Genomic DNA, 21595 nt, shown 5'->3' with positions numbered 1-21595 from the left:
GAACTGTGAGAAGTCAGCAGAAGCCATAGTAGTGGAGAAGTTTCTGTAATGGAAATGGAGCGAAGGGCTGAACAATTCTAAAAGTCAAAGTGACTTAATCAAACTAAGTATATAAGCCCGACGAGAAATATAGTAGCAAAGACGTAACGGAGTGAACATTTCACAGGAGATAGGGTTAATATGTACAAAAGAAAATTAGGAAAGTGAGACAATCTATGGGACAACTAATGAATCAAATATTATCCAGAGAGAACATGAAAATGGCATACCAAAAGGTAAAAGCCAATAAGGGTGCCGGAGGCATAGACGGTATAAGTATCGAAGATGTTAACAAATACCTTAAAGAAAACTGGATAGATATCAAAACGAAAATCCTGAAAAGGAAATATAAACCACAACCAGTACTCAGAGTAGAAATACCAAAACCAAATGGTGGAGTACGAAACCTTGGAATTCCAACAGTAGTAGACAGAATCATAGAACAAGCAATTGCCCAAATTCTAACACCAATGTTTGAGCCACAGTTTAGTGAACATAGCTATGGATTTAGACCAGGTAGAAGAGCACAACAAGCAATAGTAGAGCTACTAGAATATCTAAATGATGGATACACATACATAGTGGACATTGACCTAGAAAAGTTCTTTGATAACGTACCACAGGACAAGCTTATGTACCTGGTAGGCAAAACGGTGAAAGACCCAGATGTAATATCTCTTGTAACTAAGTATCTAAGAGCAGGAGTAATGGTAAAAGGTAAATATGAAGAAACCACTATAGGAACTCCGCAAGGAGGTAACTTATCTCCTTTGCTTAGTAACATAATGCTCAATGAATTAGACAAAGAGTTAGAAGCACGAGGCTTGCACTTTGTTAGATATGCAGATGACTGCATAATAACCGTTGCAAGCAGTGCAGCTGCAAATAGAGTGATGCATACGGTCACATCGTGGATAGAGAGGAAGCTAAGCCTTAAGGTAAATGCTACTAAATCCAAAGTCACAAAACCAACAGGTCTCAAGTACCTAGGATTTGGCTTTGTGAAAATGAATGGAAAATGGGAAGCCAGACCACATAAAGATTCAATAAACAGATTCAAGAGAAAGCTCAAGAAACTAACATATCGTTCGTGGTCAGTGTCTATGGACTACAGGATACTGAGACTAAATCAGGTGATAAGAGGATGGATAAACTATTTTAGGATAGGTAAGATGAAACAAAATATGACTAAAATAGACAAACATCTTCGTAATCGTATGAGGATAGTTATATGGAAGCAATGGAAAACTAGTAAGAAAAGGATGTGGGGACTAAGGAAGCTTGGTGTACCAGAGTGGATGGCGAGACAATCTGTAGGGTTTGCAGACCATTATCAGGCGGTAGCAAAAACAGCCGGACTTCGCAGGATAACAAAAGAAATACTCGCAAAGCGAGGACTCATTAGTTGTTTAGATTACTATTTGAATTGAACCGCGGAGTGCCGAACGGCACGCTCCGTGGTGTGAGAGGGAGGAGAAAGTCCTCCCTACTCGATTGAAAAGAAAAGGAGAAATTTTTAATGAAGCAAGAAATGATTAACATCAATGCCAATTTATTGGCAGAACCAACTTTTTCGAGTTTTGACAAAGAGGGAGAAGCTGTTGAAGTTGTAAACTTTACGCTTGTAAAAAAGTATGGGAAAGGCAAGGAATATATCAACTGTGCCGCTTATGGAGAAAAAGCGGAGAAAGCAAAAGTCTTTGAAAAGGGCGATTTGATTCATATCTTTGGTTACTTCAAGAAGCGTGAAAAAGACGGAAAGACTTACAAAAACTTTGTTGTGAAGTCATACAACAAGATTGAAAAGAAAGAAGAAAACGAGGAGGAATAAATTATGGAATTTTTTACACAGGCAGTAAATGTATTAAAGATTTTAGTTATGGCAGTAGGTGCAGGACTTGGAGCATGGGGCGTTATTAACCTGATGGAAGGTTATGGTAATGACAATCCGGGTGCAAAATCTCAGGGCATTAAGCAGCTTATGGCAGGAGGCGGCATTGTCCTTATCGGATTAAAGCTGATTCCGCTTCTTGCAAATGTACTCAAGTAAGAAGAAAAGGAGAAATTAAATGTTTGGGATATTCGACAAGATAGAGGAGTTTTTCAAAGATCTTCTACTGGGCGGTATCCAAGCAAACTTAGAGTCCATGTTTCTTGACATCAACGATAAAGTTGGTGCGATTGCAACGGATGTGGGAAAGACACCGATGGGGTGGAACGGACAGGTTTTTAGTTTTATCAAAAGCATTAACGACTCTGTCATTATCCCCATTGCAGGGCTAATCATAACGGCAGTCCTTTGTATCGAGCTTATCAATATGGTTATGCAAAAGAACAATATGCACGATACAGATACCTTTGAATTTTTCAAGTACATCATAAAGATGTGGATTGCCGTATGGTTAGTGTCCCATGCTTTTCAGTTTTCTATGGCAGTCTTTGATGTTGCACAGCACATGGTAAATAAAGCGGCAGGGGTAATTAACACCTCTGCCGTTATCTCCGGAGATCAGATTGTAACGATGGTAGAAGGCTTAAAAGATAAAGGTCTTGGAGAGCTTGTCATGATACTCTTTGAAACCTCGCTCATAAAGGTGGCAATACAGGTCATTTCCATTGTGATTATGCTTGTGGTATACGGCAGAATGTTTGAGATTTATGTTTACTCATCCGTTTCAGCCATTCCTTTTGCCACAATGGGAAACAAAGAGTGGGGACAAATCGGAACAAACTATATCAAAGGCTTATTTGCCATAGGATTACAAGGACTCTTTTTAATGGTTTGTCTTGGAATATACGCAGTATTAGTTAAAACAATACAGATAACAGATATACACACAAGTACCTTTACGATACTTGGATATGCGGTTTTGCTGGGGTTAATGATGCTAAAGAGCGGAACACTGGCCAAAAGCGTATTAAATGCACACTAAAAGAAAGGAAATATATGATGAACAAAAGAAAAACAGTATTGATAGCAGTAGCAGTTGGAACAGGTATTTTGGCAGTAATGGATAGAATCAGGCTTCACAGCAAAGTGGAGGACTTGGAAGAAAGAACAAAAGACATCGGTCGCTGCCACAATGATTTTTGTCTAATGCAGGAAAGATATAACAGAAGTACAAATGAACAGATTGCAAGTATTCAGGAAGAAATCGGCTCCGTATATGAGCATATAGAGGAGCTTTCAAAGGGTAAAGAAGATGGGAGGTAAGTTATGGCGTATGTACCTATCCCAAAAGACTTAAAGAAGGTAAAAACAAAGGTTGCATTCAACCTGACAAAAAGACAACTGATAGGTTTTACGATTGCAGGACTGATTGGAATACCAATCTATTTATTTATGCGAAAGGTTGTTCCAAATGATATAGCAGTCATCTTTCTCATTGTGTCTACTCTCCCTATATTTTTTACCACTCTTTTTGAAAAGGATGGACTTAGCTTTGAGAAATACTTTAAGTATATTTACCTTCATAAATTTTATCAGCCACAAAAAAGAGTGAGAAAGGAGGTTTATCTTGAAAGACAAAAGAAAAATTCAGCAGCTAAAGTTAGAACAAAACCAAAAGAAGTTAAGAAGTCAAAAACAGGACTTAAAGCAAAATAAGGGAAAGTCTAAAAAAGATAGGGGCGGATTACTTGACCTTATCTTTAGGAAAGAACCGAAAAGATACACTGTTGAAGATACCATTCCCTATCTTAGACTCTTAAAAAGCGGGATATGTCAGATTGATGAAAAGCATTTTAATAAGAGTATTGCCTTTGAGGATATAAACTATCAGCTTGCCTTAGAAGAAGATAGAGATTTGATTTTTAATCAGTTTGCAAATTTTCTTAATTCCTTTGATCCAAGTGTCAGCATAGAGTTTTCATATATCAATCAGCTTGGCAGAAATGAAGAAATGAAATCAGCTATTCAAATACCGGATAAAAAGGACGGGTTTGACGATATTCGCCTTGAGTTTAGAGAAATGCTCAAAAGTCAGATTGTAAAGGGAAATAACGGACTGAAAAAATCAAAGTATGTAACCTTTACAGTGGAAGCGGATAATTTAGAGCAGGCAACATCAAAACTGGAAAGACTGGAGATAGATATATTATCGAGTCTTAAAAGTATGGGAGTAAGAGCAGAAAGCCTTAACGGAGAGGAAAGGCTGAAGATACTTCATGATGTTTTAAATCCGAATAAGACCTTTGAATTTTCATATAAGGACTTAAAGAAGAAAGAAAGCACAAAGACATACATTGTTCCTGATGAATTTAACTTTACACCGTCAAGGTATTTTAAGTTTGGAAAATTTATCGGAGCAGCAAGTCATTTTCAAATCCTTGCAAGTGAGCTTTCCGACCGTATGCTTGCTGAGTTTTTGGATATAGATGATAACATCAATATCTCTTTTCATATCAAGGCAATCGAACAGTCGGAAGCCATCAAGATGGTAAAAAGAAAAAATACCGATATTGACAAGATGAAGATTGAGGAGAATAAAAAGGCTGTAAGAAGCGGTTATGATATGGACATTCTTCCAAGTGATTTAATCACCTATGGAGAAGATGTAAAAAGCCTCTTAAAAGACCTCCAGACAAGAGATGAAAGAATGTTTGTTGTAACCATTATCTTTATGAACTTTGCAAGGACAATTCAAAAGCTGGACAATACCATTTCTCAAATCAGCTCTATTGCCAATAAGCATAATTGCAAGTTAAAAAGGCTTGATCACTCACAGGAGCAGGGCTTAATCAGTGTACTTCCACTTGGGGTAAATAAGATTGAAATTGACAGAGGACTAACCTCATCATCTACGGCAGTATTTATGCCTTTTACCACAGAGGAGCTTTTCATAAATTCGGCGAACAGTTTGTATTACGGACTAAATGCCCTAAGCCATAACCTGATTATGGCAGATAGAAAGAAACTGAAAAATCCAAACGGTCTAATTCTCGGAACTCCGGGAAGTGGTAAGTCCTTTAGTGCAAAAAGAGAAATGGCAAATGCCATTCTTACAACCGATGATGATGTGATTATCTGCGATCCGGAAGGCGAGTACGGAAACCTTGTTCGTCAGTTTAAAGGAGAAGTCATAAAGGTCAGTAGTAAGTCAAAAGACTATCTAAATCCCCTTGACATCAATATGAACTATGGCGATGGGGACGCACCACTAAAGGACAAAGCAAACTTCATTATGTCGATGCTTGAATTAGTAGTTGGCGGTAGTGGTCTTACAGCAGAAGAAAAGTCGGTTATAGACAGATGCCTTCCTAAGATTTATGAAAAGTATTTCGAAAATCCAGAGCCTTGTAATATGCCCATTCTTCAAAACCTATATGATATGTTAAAAAATCAGGAAGAAAAAGTCGGTAAAAAGCTGGCAACGGAAATGGAGATTTATGTAACAGGCTCTCTTAATGTATTTAACCATCAGTCCAATGTGGACTTAAATAAGCAGCTTCTTTGTTTTGATATTAAGGAACTTGGAAGTCAGCTTAAAAAAATCGGAATGCTTGTTATTCAGGATCAGGTATGGAATAAGGTATCGCAAAACAGAGGAAATAAGGCTACAAGGTACTATATCGACGAGTTTCACTTGCTTTTAAAAGACGAGCAGACAGCTTCCTATTCCGTAGAGATTTGGAAAAGATTTCGTAAGTGGGGAGGAATCCCGACAGGCATTACACAGAATGTCAAAGACCTACTGATGAGTAAAGAAATTGAAAATATCTTTGATAATACGGACTTTGTTTTAATGCTCAATCAGGCTTCCGGCGATAGAGAAATTTTAGCAAGGAAACTTAAAATCTCACAGCCACAGCTAAAATATGTAACCAATTCCAATGCAGGAGAAGGACTTTTGTTCTTTGGAAATACCATTGTTCCTTTCCTTGATAAGTTCCCGAAAGACACAATCCTTTATCAGAAGATGACAACCAAGCCTGAAGAAGTGAGGTAGGCTTATGGGAAAGAAACTGAAAAAGGACTTTAAGGAAAGGCAAAGAGCAAGGATAGAAAAGGAAACATTGCAAAGTAATGGCAGTATAGAGCCTGAAGAAAGTAAGTTAAAGCATAACGATGATTACAGAGGAAAAATTGTCCATGATAAAGACCGATTTCAAGATAAGGTGCATGAAAAGGTCAGTAAGAGAAGCATAGAAACTGAACAAAACGGAAAAACTTCCAAAAGAAATGCAAGGTATAGAGCTTCTGATAAGGATAGCGTAGCTTTTGTCACTGAAACAGGAAGATCGGATTATATTACGGAGGTTAAAAATGGAATAATCTATGATCCTTTAGGAAAAGACCTCGACAATGACGGAATCATAGATAGATATGACAATGACTTTAGGGACAGCGACTATTTTGAGTCAACTTATGATGTGGATGATAATCTCCATAAAAAAGATGAGTTTATTGGAAGTTCCTCTAAAAGTTATGAGGCTAAAAAGAGAAAGCATAAGAGGAAAAACTACACCGAAAGCCTTTATACAAGAAAAAAAGAAGATGTATCAAAGGAAAATAAGACTGAAGGTAAAAAGGCGGGAACAGATGCTGTCAGCGAAAAAGTTCATAGCAGACTTTCTAAAGAGCAGAAGAAAAAGCTAAAGAAAGATATGGTAAAAGTATCTGCCCTTTCAGGACTTGCTAAAGGAAGTGAAACCGTAAGAGATTACTTATCCCATGGAAGCGATGAAAACAAAGGGGTGGAAGCAGGAGAAAAGACAGCGGACGCAAGCTCGAAACTCATTCATGGCATAAAGAAATATTCTGATAAGAAAAAGGCGAAGAAAGGATATGACCTTACGAATAAGGACTATAAAATCAGAAAGCGAAAATCCAAATTGGAGTTTCGAGATGCCAAAGAGGAGCTAAAAAAGACACAGGAGTATCAAAAAGCAAATAACTTTAAGCGATTTCAGAAGCGAAAGCAGATGAAAGATTCCATTAAAAGGCAGAATAAGTCAAGGCTTAGAGATCGCATTAAGGAAGGGCTTATAGGCAGTCTTAAAAGTTCAAAGGAAGTCATATTAAGAAAAGCAAAGGGACTTATGATTATCTTCATAGGTCTTATTATTTTGGGAACTTTCTTTATCAACTTTGCAGGAACGGGAATGACAGGCTTTATGAACTCCACAAGTTCTGTTCTTACAACAAGCTATTTGTCAAAGCCAAATGTCCTAAATGAAATCAATCAGAACTTTTCCGCTATGGAAAGTGAGCTTCAAAACGAGGTTGATCATGTCAAAGAGAATTATCCCGGATATGACGAGTACATCCTAAATAACACAGAGTACATCGGTCATAATGTCCATGAGCTTTTATCCTACATTACATCAAGGTGCGGAGAAGTAAAGAATGTATCGGAAGTAAGCTCCGTATTAAATGAGCTTTTTAAGTCCATGTATGACCTTGAGTATAAGGAAGAAGTAGAAATCAGATACAGGACAGTTACAGAAACCTATACCGATGAAGATGGAAATGAATATACCGAAAGCCATGAAGAACCTTACGAGTACAAGAAACTCATTGTAACCCTTCATAAAAGGGAAATGGACAGTATCATCAGAGAAGTCTTTGCGAACTATCCTGACAATCTAAAACACTATGAAGCCTTATTCCTTGCTCAAGGCAATATGGGAGAAGCCTTTGGTAATAGCGACCTTATTGCTTCCAATGGAGGTATCGGAGGTGGAAAAGAGTATGAGGCTTCTACGGAAGTTCAAAAGAAGATTGTAAATGCTGCATACATTACGCCATCTCCGGGTGCAGGCTGGTGTGCTATGTGGGTGTCGCAGGTCTATCAAAATGCAGGACTTGGATATATCGGAGGAAATGCTTGTGATATGTACCGAAACTACACCTTTACATCAGATAAATCAAAACTCAAGGTAGGAATGCTTGTTGCAGTTGAAAGTAGTAGTAGCGGAAGTACAGCAGGACTTACCTATGGTCATGTGGGAATTTATATAGGCGATGGCAAGGTAATAGATAATATCGGGCGAATCAGAGTAACTACCTTAGATGATTGGATAGCAACTTTCTGCAAGCACCATCCCGTAGGTTTCGGCTTTCCGCCAAATGTAAACAGATAAGGAGGACACAATTTGAAAAAAGAACTTACAGCAGTAAAAAACAGAATAAAGAAATTAAAAGATAAAAAGGCTCTAATTGATGAAGAATTGGAGCCTTTGTTCATTCGTGAGGAAGAACTTGAAAACGAAGAAATTATTGCCATTTGCAGAAAGAACAACATTACAATCAGTGATTTAATGGCAAAAGTAAACAGAGAAAAAGCAGAAGTGAAAAAGGAGAAGACAAATGAAAACCAGTTTGAAAAATAAAAGAATTACAGCTATTGTTGTAGCTTTTACCCTCTTAATGGGTGGAGTTTTAGGGGTGTTAAAAGTTGGTGCAAAGACAGTATTTGCGTCAAATGAACCGCCTGAAAAATATGAAACATATTATGAACTGAAATTCGAGGATCATACTTCAGATGACACCTTTAGAGGATTTTATTATGTCGGAAAAGAAAATAAAGAAGGTCAGCCATTGAACTTTAAATTTTCCTTATCAAAATCTTTTGAAGAAAAGGGAGGTGTAGTTGTCGATAAGTATAATGAAACCTTTACCAATGAGAATATGGACAAGGAAAATGAGTTAGATGATCTAAGATACATGACAAAGAAACCCTATCCATATTATCGAATTCACAATGTAGGGACAGGTGCTTTTACAAGTATCGTTTCTCCAAGAGATAAGGATAATTACTATATTGGAGATATTACAGAAAATGCGGAAGAACGAACTGTAAAAGGAAAGAAAGCAAATGTCATTGTCTATACCTGCCCTGTTTTACAGTTAAATAGAAAAATTGAGAAAGTAACAGTTGACTATGAGGGAGAGCTTAAAGAGGAAACAAAGAACGCTATTATTGGCAGAGTAAAGGAAGCAAATCCAAATATCAATAATGTCAAAGAAATTAAGATTATTAAGGACAAGCTGATTATTGAAACATGGAATAGATTTCATACCGGTGTACCCTACCTTGAATTACCTTTAGAGGATTTATATAAGAGAGTAGCGAATGCGTCAGCTCAAACAGACAATAAGGATACTAAGGATCAGGAAAGTCAGACAAAAAGTGAAGTAAAGGTCAAATATCAATATCAGGATGGAAAGGTATATAAGGAGTATTCAGCTTTCTTTGACAAAAATCAGGTGATTGATGCGTCTGATCTTGAAATGCTTCCTGATAACATGAGCTTTAATGACGATTTTGTAAACTATACAGTAAAAGGAGATGGAAGCGATAGTATTATCCGAATTGTAAAGAAGTTAGAAAGTAATGCTCAGACGCAGACGGAAAAGCCAAAAACAGAAGATAAGGGAACTCAAACAGAGCTTAGCAAAGATGATATTTCCAAAATGGAAAAGGAATCTAAGGAACTTCAGGAAAAACTTGATAAGCTAAATCAGGAGATTAAGGACAAGGATAAATTAAGCGACAAGCAAAAGGAGAAAATCAAAGACCTTGAGGAAAAAATAGATAAGCTGAAGGAAAAACTTGAAAAGGGCAAAGACGATAAAGACTTATCAGCAGATATGAAGAAGGAGATAGACAAGCTAACTGAGAAAATTAAGGAGCTTGAGAAAAAGACGAATGAGGTTGGCAAAGCTCCTGTTACGCATAATCCTGTTGTAACACCAATCAGCCCTATCTCTGGAATGAAAACAGGAACAGGAAACTTACCTCAAACATCGGTAAGTAATATGGGTAAAGGCTCATCATCACAGGATAATACAGGAAAGATTACAAAGGACACAAATGTTGGCAAGACCGATGGAAAAGAAAAAGAAGTTCGTTATCCCAATAAGCTGACACCGAAACAACCTGCCAATAACAGCAGTCAGGATTCCTCTATGGATGGTTCAAGTAAGAATGTAAATACCAATAAAGGAGTTGCTTCTGCTCCATCAAAGGCAAGAGGAACTGTTACGGAAAATAAGGATAATGCGAACAAGGATTATCCGATTCATCATGGAGATAGCAGTGATAAGAGAGAAACGGATATGTATTCAGCGGATGCAAGACAGTTTGTTACCTTTACTACTAAGAATGGCAAGACCTTCCATTTAATCATCAATCACGATGAGGATAGCGAGAATGTTATGCTCCTAACAGAAGTATACGAAGATGATCTTCTTAATATGGTTGAAAAGAAAGAAGCTCCAAAACAGGAAATTACAAAGGAAGAACCTGAAAAAGAAGAACCTAAACCTGTAAAAAAGGAAGAAAGCAGTAATACAGGAACCTACTTAATTCTCATTCTTGTAGTAGCAGGAGCATTAGGTGCAGGATATTATTTTAAGGTCGTTAAGAAAAAGGAAGATAAGGAGCTTGAAGGCTTTGAGGAGGAAGATGATGATTTCTTTTCAGAAGCGGAAGAAAGCGAAAATGAAGTAGATAAAGCAGAAACAGAAGATAAGGAAGATGATGATTTGGAATAAATTTGCACCCAAAACTATCTCATATTTGGTGCAAAACACAGGGCGAGAGAGTAAAATCTTTCGCCCTTTTATATGTATGACGGGCATGCCGTCAGTCTGTGGTGAAAGTCCACGTAGGGCGTAGTTGCCGACGAACCTCATAGCAACTTGCAAGGTTATCACCGTGAGGTGATGGCGAGAAGAAGCAATAGCAAAATCGTAGCCTGACGAACAGAAACCTAATACCAAGGCTTACATAAAGGATGAGTGGGCATAAAGTCACGAAGTCCAAAAGGCAAACGTAACTTATGTAAGTAAATTAGGCAGGTAGACGAGGAAAGACTGACGACTTATCCCGTGAGGTCTCACAGAGGAAAATCTAGTAACAACGAACTGTGAGAAGTCAGCAGAAGCCATAGTAGTGGAGAAGTTTCTGTAATGGAAATGGAGCGAAGGGCTGAACAATTCTAAAAGTCAAAGTGACTTAATCAAACTAAGTATATAAGCCCGACGAGAAATATAGTAGCAAAGACGTAACGGAGTGAACATTTCACAGGAGATAGGGTTAATATGTACAAAAGAAAATTAGGAAAGTGAGACAATCTATGGGACAACTAATGAATCAAATATTATCCAGAGAGAACATGAAAATGGCATACCAAAAGGTAAAAGCCAATAAGGGTGCCGGAGGCATAGACGGTATAAGTATCGAAGATGTTAACAAATACCTTAAAGAAAACTGGATAGATATCAAAACGAAAATCCTGAAAAGGAAATATAAACCACAACCAGTACTCAGAGTAGAAATACCAAAACCAAATGGTGGAGTACGAAACCTTGGAATTCCAACAGTAGTAGACAGAATCATAGAACAAGCAATTGCCCAAATTCTAACACCAATGTTTGAGCCACAGTTTAGTGAACATAGCTATGGATTTAGACCAGGTAGAAGAGCACAACAAGCAATAGTAGAGCTACTAGAATATCTAAATGATGGATACACATACATAGTGGACATTGACCTAGAAAAGTTCTTTGATAACGTACCACAGGACAAGCTTATGTACCTGGTAGGCAAAACGGTGAAAGACCCAGATGTAATATCTCTTGTAACTAAGTATCTAAGAGCAGGAGTAATGGTAAAAGGTAAATATGAAGAAACCACTATAGGAACTCCGCAAGGAGGTAACTTATCTCCTTTGCTTAGTAACATAATGCTCAATGAATTAGACAAAGAGTTAGAAGCACGAGGCTTGCACTTTGTTAGATATGCAGATGACTGCATAATAACCGTTGCAAGCAGTGCAGCTGCAAATAGAGTGATGCATACGGTCACATCGTGGATAGAGAGGAAGCTAAGCCTTAAGGTAAATGCTACTAAATCCAAAGTCACAAAACCAACAGGTCTCAAGTACCTAGGATTTGGCTTTGTGAAAATGAATGGAAAATGGGAAGCCAGACCACATAAAGATTCAATAAACAGATTCAAGAGAAAGCTCAAGAAACTAACATATCGTTCGTGGTCAGTGTCTATGGACTACAGGATACTGAGACTAAATCAGGTGATAAGAGGATGGATAAACTATTTTAGGATAGGTAAGATGAAACAAAATATGACTAAAATAGACAAACATCTTCGTAATCGTATGAGGATAGTTATATGGAAGCAATGGAAAACTAGTAAGAAAAGGATGTGGGGACTAAGGAAGCTTGGTGTACCAGAGTGGATGGCGAGACAATCTGTAGGGTTTGCAGACCATTATCAGGCGGTAGCAAAAACAGCCGGACTTCGCAGGATAACAAAAGAAATCCTCGCAAAGCGAGGACTCATTAGTTGTTTAGATTACTATTTGAATTGAACCGCGGAGTGCCGAACGGCACGCTCCGTGGTGTGAGAGGGAGGAGAAAGTCCTCCCTACTCGATTGAAAAACAGGAGGAAAAATATAGATGAAACTTGTAATTGCTGAAAAGCCAAGTGTTGCAATCTCTATTGCAAAAGTGATTGGAGCTACAAAAAAGAAAGACGGATACTATGAGGGAAACGGATACAAGGTAAGTTGGTGTGTTGGACACTTAATTAAAATGGCAAATCCGGAAAGCTACGATGAAAGGTACGCAAAGTGGAATATGGCTGATTTGCCGATTATTCCAAAAGAATATAAGTATGAGATTGCAAAGTCCACAAAGAAACAATTTACGATTCTTAAAAAGCTCATGGACGATAAGGACATAGACATCGTGATAAATGCTTGCGATGCAGGGCGTGAGGGAGAAGCAATCTTCAGGCTTGTCTACAATCAGGCAAATTGTAAAAAGAAGATGAAACGCCTTTGGATTTCATCAATGGAAGATAGTGCCATAAAAGAGGGTTTTGATAACCTGAAAGACGGAAGTTTTTACGATAATCTATTCGAATCATCACAAGCAAGGGCGATTGCAGATTGGCTTGTGGGAATGAATTTAAGCAGACTCTATTCGTGTCTATACAAGCAAAATTACAGTGTGGGAAGAGTTCAAACACCTACCCTTGCCATGATTGTAAATAGAGATGATGAGATAGCAAATTTTAAGAAAGAAAAATATTTTACAGTCGAACTTTCTATGAATGGTTTTACACTATCAACAGAGAGAATTGATGATGAGGTTGCTGCTGAACAGCTAATCAATTTAGTTGGCGATAAGATAGGAATTACCGATGTTATTCAAAAGGAAAAGATAACAAAGCCTGATTTGCCTTTTGACCTTACAACACTTCAAAGAGAGTGCAATAAGTATTTTGGATATAGTGCCAAGCAAACACTTGATTATGCACAGAGCCTATACGAGAAAAAACTGATTACCTATCCAAGAACAGACAGCAGATGCTTAACGGAAGATATGATTGTAAGTACGGTTAATAACATTTTAGGGAAAAATGATTTTGATACAGAGCGTATTAAGACGGTATTTAACTCTGAAAAGGTTACGGATCATCATGCTATTATCCCGACAATCAGTTCCTTAAAAGAAGATGTTTCAGAACTTCCTTTAAGTGAAGCTAAAGTTTACTTCCTTATATCCGATAAATTCCACGCAAGTGTGGGCTATCCTTTAGTGGAAAATACAACGAAGATTGTAGCTGAATTCGATAGCTTTACTTTTACAAGCTCAGGTAAGACAATTAAAGATGAAGGTTTTACAAAATATCTTAAAGAATATAAGTCTAAGAAAAATGAAGATATGGTACTTCCTGATGTGAACATTGGTGATGTATTGAGCATTGAAAACAAGGAAATAAAAGAAAAGTACACAACACCACCGAAACACTTTACTGAAGATACGCTTTTGAAAGCAATGGAAGTGGCTGGTAATGATGCACTGGAAAAAGGTGTAGAGGTCGAGCGAAAAGGACTTGGAACACCTGCAACAAGAGCAGGGATTATTGAAAACTTAATTTTCAAAGGATTTATTGAGAGAGATAAGAAAAACCTTATTGCTACACATAAGGGAATCAGCCTTGTAACGATTGTAGCTGGTACCTTTAAATCCGCAGAAACAACAGCAAAGTGGGAAATGGAGTTATCGGATATTGCACAGGGAAAATCATCAAAGAAAAATTTTTTAGAGGCAATTGAAACTGAGATAAAAGAAGTGGTTTCAACTTATAGCAAGTAAGATGGCACTTATTTTAAGATGGAAAAAATGCCCTAAAAATGCTATAATATAAGATAATCAATGTAATGATTGAGAGGTGATTATGTGTCTAAAATAAATGTTGAAGGTTCAGAAATCAGCATTATTGCCATAGATAATAGGGATTACATTTCTTTAACAGATATGGTTAGAAATATTGAGAACGGATCTGCTTTAATAGAAAAATGGCTTAGAAACAAGAACACAATAGAGTTTTTAGGTATTTGGGAAGAAATGTATAATACCAATTTTAATTCCCCCGAATTCGAGGGAATTAAAAATGAAGCAGGATTTAACCGATTTATTTTATCTGTTAAGCAGTGGGTAGAAAAAACGAATTCTATCGGTATAGTTGCGAGAGCAGGAAGATATGGCGGAACTTATGCTCACAAAGATATAGCATTTGAGTTTGCTTCTTGGGTATCTCCATACTTTAAATTGTATTTGATTAAGGAATTTGAACGCTTAAAGGAAGAAGAACAAAAGAAGTTAGGCTGGGATATAAAAAGGAATTTGGCAAAAATCAATTATAGGATTCATACAGATGCCATTAAAAATAAGCTTGTACCCGAAAAACTTTCAAAAGAAAAAATCAACTTTATTTATGCAAGTGAGGCGGATATTCTTAATGTTTCTTTGTTTGGAATAACAGCGAAAGAATGGCGTGATGAAAATCCGGATTTAAAAGGGAATATTAGAGATTATGCAGATATATCGCAGCTTGTATGCCTTTCTAATCTTGAAAATCTTAATGCGGTATTTATAAATGAGGGCATGAGTCAATCTGAAAGACTGGAAAAACTAAATTCAATAGCAATTGAACAGATGAAAATATTATCCGAGAGTGAATCAATTAAAAAGTTGAAATAAAAGGATAATATCAATATGTAGTACAAAGGTGATTAGAGTAAAATCTAACCGCCTTTTTTTCATGCAAAAAAGAAGGAGGTAAACATGCGAATAAATGATTTTCATAACATCTTGGAGCTAATAAAACAAGATATTCTGCAGAGTGAAGCAGAGTATCTGAAGCTCTTAAAGGTTGTCGGAAACAATCAGAGGTATGACTTTAGAAGTCAGTTAAGTATTTATGATAAAAATCCTGAAGCGACAGCTTGTGCCAAGTTTGACTACTGGAGGGAACGCTTTAATCGAACTGTTATGAGAGGACAAAAAGGTATCCCCATTTTAGAGGACTATGGCACATATAAAAAGGTGGACTATATCTTTGATATAAGTCAAACCGTTTCCCAAAACAGAGATGTCAATGAAGTAAATCTTTGGAGATTTGATAAAGAATCTCATAGAGATGTATTAAAAGAAATGATAAAAGTTGAAGGCTATGAAGAAAGTGAAAGCACCTTAGAAAACATCTTTTCTTTAAGCAGGCTCTACGGAGATAAAAAGATAGATAGCTTGATGAATGAGCTTAGAATATCCGATGAGGACAGAATAGCCTTTACCAAGTTTGTGAGGAACTCGGTAAGCTATGCAGTAGCTTCAAGATTTAAGTTAGACTATCCTATGGATACGGAGCTTCTAAAGGAAAACTTTGCAATGCTTGACAGCATTTCTCTTATGAGCCTTGGAGAAACGGTGTCGGATATTAGCGGAAATATAATTGATGCTACCATTCAAAAAAGCAAAGAGTTAGAGCTTCAAAAAGAAGTGTTAAGAGGTAAAGAAGCAGGATATAATAAAATAAAAGAAGAATTAGAGGAGGTAGAAGAAAATGTACTTCGACGAGATGATCAGGAAAGAATTAGTGAAAACGAGCGAATTTTCCGAAATGGAGAGTACGGACGAGATAATAGAGAAAATCAAAGAGAATACGCTGAATCAGTTAGAGGAAGAGATGGACTTTATGAGGGAATATCCGAATCCGGTGTACGCAGTGATGAGGCTGGATTATCTTTCAAACAGCGAGGAGCAGAGCCACTTCGAGATGTTAGTGGATCTATACAAGGAGAAGAAGCTGATAGGACACCTGATGGATATTCAGAAACAGGCAATAGAGTTTATGAGAGCAGAGAAGCCGAAACTGATGATAGCTTGGAAGATAGAGGACGAGAGCCATCCGCAGTACAAAGCGATGATTTCAGCTCTCAAAGAAATGACAATCAAGGAAATAGTGGAAATCTAAAAGAAAATACGGATAAAGAGATAAGAGAAGCTGACAAGGCTTCTTTTTCTTTGCCTGAAAACAGATTAGGACAGATTAAACTTACAATACCTCTTACTCAAAATGATATTGACAGTATTCTTGTAAACGGTGGAAATCATGAGGGTGGTAGACTTCCTATTATTGCTGAATTTTCCAAAGGGAAAACAGTAGAAGAATTAGGAGAATACCTTAAAGATACCTTTAGAGGCGGAAACGGTTTATTTCTTAATGGAACAGAAGTATCTTCCTGGTATTCGGATAAAGGTATTCATTTAGCTTATGGAACTTCTGCAAGAGAAGATAGCACGCAAATTTTAAGCTGGAGTAATGCTGCAAGAAGAATCAATGAACTTTTGGAAAATGGAGAGTTTGCAACAAATGTAGAGCTTTCTGAAGCACAGGACTATGAAAGAGATAGAGTTTCAGAATCCTTATGGTATCTATACCACGATTTAAGTGAAGAAGGGAAAGCACAAGGCTATTTTGACTTTATAGAAAGAGGTGGTGGCTTTCCGAAAGAAACAAGACAGTTATCGGAAGCTCTTAAAAATCCTGACTATCTAAAGAATGTTATTTCCGAGTACAGTCGCTTTTTGACAGGATATAAAGAAAACAAAGATGTACTAAGGTTTCATTATCACAAGGTAGATAGCCTTTACCAGAGATTAGAGGAGCTTGCAATTCCGAGAAAGGAATATATCTCTAACTTAACCGAACTTCCAAAGGTACATGGCTTTATTACAGAAGATGAAGTCCTTGCTACGATTTCAAGAGGAAGCGGCTTTGATCAAGGGAAAGAAAGAATTACAAAGTATTTTAAAGAAAACCATACGCTTCAGGAAAAAGCAAATTTCATAAAAGACGAGTATGGAATTGGTGGAGGTTCTCATGCTGTTTCAGGGGCAATGGGAAGTGATGAATGGCATGATGCAAAGGGACTTAAATTACAGAAGAATCATTGTAACGATGTTTTTCTTACATGGTCAAATGTAGCAAAGCATATAGATGAACTGCTTTCTAAGAATCTTTATCTTGAAGAAAAGGACATTGAAAGAAAGGATGAGATAGAAGAACAAAAAGAGCCAAGTTATTATTCTAAAGATGATCCAAATAATCTAATGACTGATGAAATGCTTGAGAAAGTTCCTGAACTTTATGCACAGGAAGATGTAGCTTTAGCAGACAAACAGGTTCATGCAGCATATATCATTCCATTTAGAAGCAACTGGACTTGGTATATGACGGAGTACGATAGAGAAAGCAAAGACGCTTTTGGACTTGTTTTAGGAATTGAACCTGAATGGGGATATTTTAATCTTGAGGAGCTAAAGGAATTAAATGCCCAAAGACTTGTTTTAGAGGATTTTCCAAAGACCTTTAGAGAACTTAAAGACAGTGAACTTAAAAAGCAGATGGATGAGCAGGAGCTTCAGCATGTCTTTAACGGAGAACTTAGCTTTGAGGACAATATTGCAGAGCTTGAAGCACCTGAAGAAGTAGAAGAAAGCATACAGGCAGAACCTTTTCAGGCTACCTTATTAGATTATCTAAAGGAAAAAGAAGAAGTAGAGCTTAACGAAAAAGAGGACAGCCCTTTAGATGAGTTTGCAGTTAAAGAAGGCGATACCATCTATTTTAATCATGAGGAGTACAAAGTAAGGGAGATTTCTAAAAATCAAATCACAGGAAGAAATGATTTGTGGCTTGATCCTGTAAGGCAAGGTAATCATCAAATACCGATTGTATCCTTTACGGATAATGAGGATTTATTAAGACAAGTAAGTCTTGAAAGACCTGAATTTATCATCGGCGATGAAGTGAAGTATAAGGGAAAAGACTATACCATCACAAGATTTGATGATATGGGAAATAACCTAAACACAGTAACGGTTAAGGATAATACCGAATATCTTGGAGGTATGATTACAGGCTCCGATGTAATTCCTTATCGTAAGGAAAGTGAGCTTGATAAAATCTTTGAAAATCTGACTTATATAAAATCCGAAAAGACTTTTGAGGAAGCAGAGATAAAGAAAAATCAGGCTCACAATTTCAAGATTACAGAAGAAACGCTTCCTTCAAAGTTATCTCCAAGTGAGAGGTTAAACAATAATCTTGAAGCAATCTCTATGCTTAACAGAGTGGGAAGCGGAGAACGAGAGCTTGATATTACAGCTCAGGAAGTTTTAGCGAAATATGTTGGTTGGGGTGGACTTGCTGATGTCTTTGATGAAAGTAAGGATGGACAGTGGAAAGAGGCAAGAGCTTTCTTAAAGGAAAATCTATCGTCATCAGAATATGAAGCTGCAAGAGAATCAACCTTAACGAGCTTTTACACACCGAAAACCGTTATTGATGGCGTATATAAGACACTTTCAGGTATGGGATTTAAACAGGGCAATATCCTTGAACCGTCAATGGGTGTTGGGAACTTTATCGGTAATCTACCTGATGAAATGAATAAGTCAAAATTTTATGGTGTGGAACTTGATTCGGTAAGCGGGCGTATTGGAAAGCTGCTATACCCTGAAAGTGATATACAGGTTAAGGGACTTGAAGAAACGGGATTTTCCAACAACTTCTTTGATATCGCAATCGGAAATGTTCCATTTGGAGAGTATAAGGTAAATGACAGGGAATACAATCGTAATAACTTTCTTATTCACGACTACTTCTTTGCAAAATCCATTGATAAGGTTAGAAATGGTGGCGTTATCGCCTTTATCACATCTTCAGGAACGATGGATAAAAAAGACGAAAGTGTTAGAAGGTATCTCGCAGCAAGAGCCGAATTTTTAGGAGCAATAAGGCTTCCAAACGATACCTTTAAGGGCGTAGCCGGCACAGAAGTTACTTCAGATATTATCTTCTTAAAGAAAAGAGATAGCGTACTTGAGCGAGAGGAAGATTGGATACATCTTGCGGAAGATGAAAACGGGCTTGTATATAACAAATATTTTGTGAATCATCCTGAACAAGTGCTTGGTTCTATGCGTGAAGTAAGTGGTAGATTTGGGAAAACTCTAACTTGTGAGCCGATAGCCTTTTTAGGGCAAGAGAACAATATGGCTTCGTTAAAGGATCGTATCGAGATTGCGGGAGAAAGAATTTCAAAAGATGCAAAGTATGAAGAAATAGAGCTACTTGATGATGAAATAACTTCTATCCCTGCAACCGATGATGTAAAGAACTTCTCATACACCTTAATTGATGATGAAGTTTATTATAGAGAAAACTCACTCTTTATCAAAAAGGAAGTATCAGACAAGAATAAAGAAAAAATCAAGGATTACCTTGAACTGAATGCTGCCTTAAAAGATGTGATTTACAAGCAGAAGGAAGATTTCAGCGAAGAAGAAATCAAGGCTTCTCAAAAAAGATTAAACGAAGTTTATGATAACTTTTCAAAGAAACATGGCTTTGTAAATAACCTAAGTAATACCAGAGCCTTGAAAGAGGATAGCAACTTCCCTCTTGTTTCCTCCATAGAAATCCTTGATGAAGAAGAAAATTTCAAGGCAAAGGGAGATATTTTCTCCAAAAGAACTATTACAAAGGCTAAAGTTATAGACCATGTGGATACTTCTTTAGAAGCCCTTGTCTTATCGGTGTCTGAAAAAGGATATGTGGACTTTGACTATATGGGAAGTCTTACAGGAAAAGACAGACCGACTTTAATTGAGGAGCTTCGAGGGGAAATCTACTTAAATATTAGAGAGGAACAAAACTTTTACAGACCGCTTTCATTTAACTTGGAGGATGGGGATTTACCTTTTGCTTGTGCAAATGGCAGCAACTCCTACAAATATGGCTATGTAACAAAGGATGAATATTTAAGTGGGAATATAAGGGATAAGATTGCCATAGTAGACAGTTACTTATCAAAGCTCAGACAAACGGAAAGAGAACTCCCTCATCTTGGCTATGAAGAAAATGGAAAAGAAAAAGAGCTGATAAGCTATGAAATGAACCGTTTGGAATACCAAAAAGCAGAGCTTACAAAAGTTCTTCCAAAGGAATTAGAAGCAAGTGAAATCAATGTGCGTCTTGGTGCAACTTGGATACCGATTAAAGATATTGAGAAATTTATTTTTGAAACGTTAAAAACTCCGGGATATGCAAGATGGGATATTAAGGTAAAATTTTCCAACCTTACAAGCGAATGGAATGTAGAAGGAAAAAGCAAGGACAGAGGAAATGAACTTGCTGAAATGACCTTTGGTACATCGAGGGTAAATGCCTATAAGCTGATTGAAGATGCCTTAAACCTTAAAGAAACAAAGGTATTTGACCAAATTGTAAATCCGGACGGCTCTAAAACTTCTGTCTTAAATAAAAAAGAAACCATGCTTGCAGGACAAAAGCAGGAGTTATTAAAAGAAGAATTTAAGAACTGGATATTTAACGATCAGGAAAGAAGAAGCCGTCTTGTAAAGCTGTATAATGAGCGTTTTAACTCTATCCGTAACAGAGAATATGACGGAAGCAATCTTTCCTTTGAGGGAATGAATACGGAGATTGACTTAAGACCTCATCAAAGAAATGCTATAGCAAGAAGCCTTTATGGAGGAAACACCTTGCTTGCCCATGTAGTAGGCAGTGGAAAGACCTTTGAAATGGTAGCTTCTGCAATGGAGAGTAAAAGGCTTGGAATGTGCAGTAAGTCCTTGTTTGTTGTCCCAAATCACTTAACAGGGCAAATCGGTCGTGAGTTTATGCAGCTATATCCGTCAGCGAATATTATGGTGGCTGATAAGAAAGACTTTGAGCCGAAAAACAGAAAGAGGTTTATAGGCAAGATTGCTACAGGGGAATACGATGCGGTTGTTATCGGACATACGCAGTTTGAAAAAATTCCTATGAGTAAGGAATATCAGGAAAAGCATATTCAAGATCAGATTGATGAAATCGTAAACTATGTAGAAGAATACAAGCATGACAGAAATCAGAACTTTACTGTGAAACAGCTCGAAAAGACAAAGAAAAAACTGGAAACAAGGCTTGAAAAATTAAATGATGATTTTAAGAAAGACGATGTGATTACCTTTGAGGAATTAGGAGTTGATAAGCTCTTTGTTGACGAGGCACATGGCTTTAAGAACCTTTATCTCTATACCAAAATGCGTAATGTTGCAGGTATCGGGCAAAGTGAAGCCTTTAAGTCTTCGGATATGTATATGAAATGTAGGTATATGGATGAAATGACAGATGGCAAGGGAGTTGTATTTGCTACTGGTAC

Annotated in this window: 14 protein-coding genes; all 14 read left to right on the top strand. The window is 37.1% G+C overall.

Going from position 1 to position 21595, the window contains the following annotated elements:
- Positions 1-227 precede the first annotated feature (227 nt).
- Positions 228-1469, top strand: a complete 1242-nt coding sequence (ltrA, locus tag J2Z38_RS10025; protein WP_233463528.1) for a group II intron reverse transcriptase/maturase — start codon at positions 228-230, stop codon at positions 1467-1469.
- Positions 1470-1558: 89 nt separating this feature from the next.
- Positions 1559-1870: a hypothetical protein gene (locus J2Z38_RS10020; protein WP_007894841.1), complete on the top strand. Its 312-nt coding sequence runs from the start codon at positions 1559-1561 to the stop codon at positions 1868-1870.
- 3 nt (positions 1871-1873) lie between these two features.
- Positions 1874-2089 (top strand): Maff2 family mobile element protein, encoded by a 216-nt coding sequence (locus J2Z38_RS10015; protein ID WP_000394208.1) that lies wholly within the window; start codon positions 1874-1876, stop codon positions 2087-2089.
- A 19-nt stretch (positions 2090-2108) separates the two neighbouring features.
- Entirely contained in the window at positions 2109-2972 is an 864-nt protein-coding gene (locus J2Z38_RS10010) for a VirB6/TrbL-like conjugal transfer protein, CD1112 family (RefSeq protein WP_000466901.1), read from the top strand.
- A gap of 17 nt (positions 2973-2989) precedes the next feature.
- Complete coding sequence (locus J2Z38_RS10005; RefSeq protein ID WP_007894829.1) at positions 2990-3253, top strand: hypothetical protein; 264 nt, start codon at positions 2990-2992, stop codon at positions 3251-3253.
- Between the two features lie 3 nt (positions 3254-3256).
- Complete coding sequence (locus tag J2Z38_RS10000; protein ID WP_034440670.1) at positions 3257-3646, top strand: PrgI family protein; 390 nt, start codon at positions 3257-3259, stop codon at positions 3644-3646.
- A complete protein-coding gene (locus J2Z38_RS09995; RefSeq protein WP_007894666.1) occupies positions 3558-5987 on the top strand; it encodes a VirB4-like conjugal transfer ATPase, CD1110 family in 2430 nt (809 codons plus the stop codon). The genes J2Z38_RS10000 and J2Z38_RS09995 overlap by 89 nt, the downstream gene beginning before the upstream one ends.
- A gap of 4 nt (positions 5988-5991) precedes the next feature.
- The gene (locus tag J2Z38_RS09990) at positions 5992-8124 is read left to right on the top strand and encodes a CHAP domain-containing protein (protein WP_007894794.1); all 2133 of its coding nucleotides are present in this window, start codon (positions 5992-5994) and stop codon (positions 8122-8124) included.
- 12 nt (positions 8125-8136) lie between these two features.
- Complete coding sequence (locus J2Z38_RS09985; RefSeq protein ID WP_000711923.1) at positions 8137-8373, top strand: hypothetical protein; 237 nt, start codon at positions 8137-8139, stop codon at positions 8371-8373.
- A complete protein-coding gene (locus tag J2Z38_RS09980) occupies positions 8351-10540 on the top strand; it encodes a CD1107 family mobile element protein (protein ID WP_007894787.1) in 2190 nt (729 codons plus the stop codon). Before J2Z38_RS09985 ends, J2Z38_RS09980 begins: the two co-directional genes overlap by 23 nt.
- A 596-nt stretch (positions 10541-11136) precedes the next feature.
- Positions 11137-12378: a group II intron reverse transcriptase/maturase gene (gene ltrA / locus J2Z38_RS09975; RefSeq protein WP_233463528.1), complete on the top strand. Its 1242-nt coding sequence runs from the start codon at positions 11137-11139 to the stop codon at positions 12376-12378.
- 89 nt (positions 12379-12467) lie between these two features.
- Positions 12468-14174 (top strand): DNA topoisomerase 3, encoded by a 1707-nt coding sequence (locus tag J2Z38_RS09970; protein ID WP_007894717.1) that lies wholly within the window; start codon positions 12468-12470, stop codon positions 14172-14174.
- An 84-nt stretch (positions 14175-14258) separates the two neighbouring features.
- The gene (locus J2Z38_RS09965) at positions 14259-15062 is read left to right on the top strand and encodes a KilA-N domain-containing protein (RefSeq protein ID WP_002843620.1); all 804 of its coding nucleotides are present in this window, start codon (positions 14259-14261) and stop codon (positions 15060-15062) included.
- 84 nt (positions 15063-15146) lie between these two features.
- A partial coding sequence (locus J2Z38_RS09960) for a DEAD/DEAH box helicase family protein (RefSeq protein ID WP_209775148.1) occupies positions 15147-21595 on the top strand: 6449 nt, incomplete at its 3' end.

The sequence above is a fragment of the Anaerococcus degeneri genome (assembly GCF_017874475.1).
GTDB classification, from domain to species: Bacteria; Bacillota; Clostridia; order Tissierellales; family Peptoniphilaceae; genus Anaerococcus; species Anaerococcus degeneri.
Note: the sequence above shows the minus strand (reverse complement) of the source record. Positions and strands in the feature narration are given on the sequence as shown.

Bases quoted from the DNA above. Each gene is read 5' to 3' on its own strand.
- ltrA (WP_233463528.1), top strand. From the start codon at position 228: ATGAATCAAATATTATCCAGAGAGAACATGAAAATGGCATACCAAAAG.
- J2Z38_RS10020 (WP_007894841.1), top strand. From the start codon at position 1,559: ATGAAGCAAGAAATGATTAACATCAATGCCAATTTATTGGCAGAACCA.
- J2Z38_RS10015 (WP_000394208.1), top strand. From the start codon at position 1,874: ATGGAATTTTTTACACAGGCAGTAAATGTATTAAAGATTTTAGTTATG.
- J2Z38_RS10010 (WP_000466901.1), top strand. From the start codon at position 2,109: ATGTTTGGGATATTCGACAAGATAGAGGAGTTTTTCAAAGATCTTCTA.
- J2Z38_RS10005 (WP_007894829.1), top strand. From the start codon at position 2,990: ATGAACAAAAGAAAAACAGTATTGATAGCAGTAGCAGTTGGAACAGGT.
- J2Z38_RS10000 (WP_034440670.1), top strand. From the start codon at position 3,257: ATGGCGTATGTACCTATCCCAAAAGACTTAAAGAAGGTAAAAACAAAG.
- J2Z38_RS09990 (WP_007894794.1), top strand. From the start codon at position 5,992: ATGGGAAAGAAACTGAAAAAGGACTTTAAGGAAAGGCAAAGAGCAAGG.
- J2Z38_RS09980 (WP_007894787.1), top strand. From the start codon at position 8,351: ATGAAAACCAGTTTGAAAAATAAAAGAATTACAGCTATTGTTGTAGCT.
- ltrA (WP_233463528.1), top strand. From the start codon at position 11,137: ATGAATCAAATATTATCCAGAGAGAACATGAAAATGGCATACCAAAAG.
- J2Z38_RS09970 (WP_007894717.1), top strand. From the start codon at position 12,468: ATGAAACTTGTAATTGCTGAAAAGCCAAGTGTTGCAATCTCTATTGCA.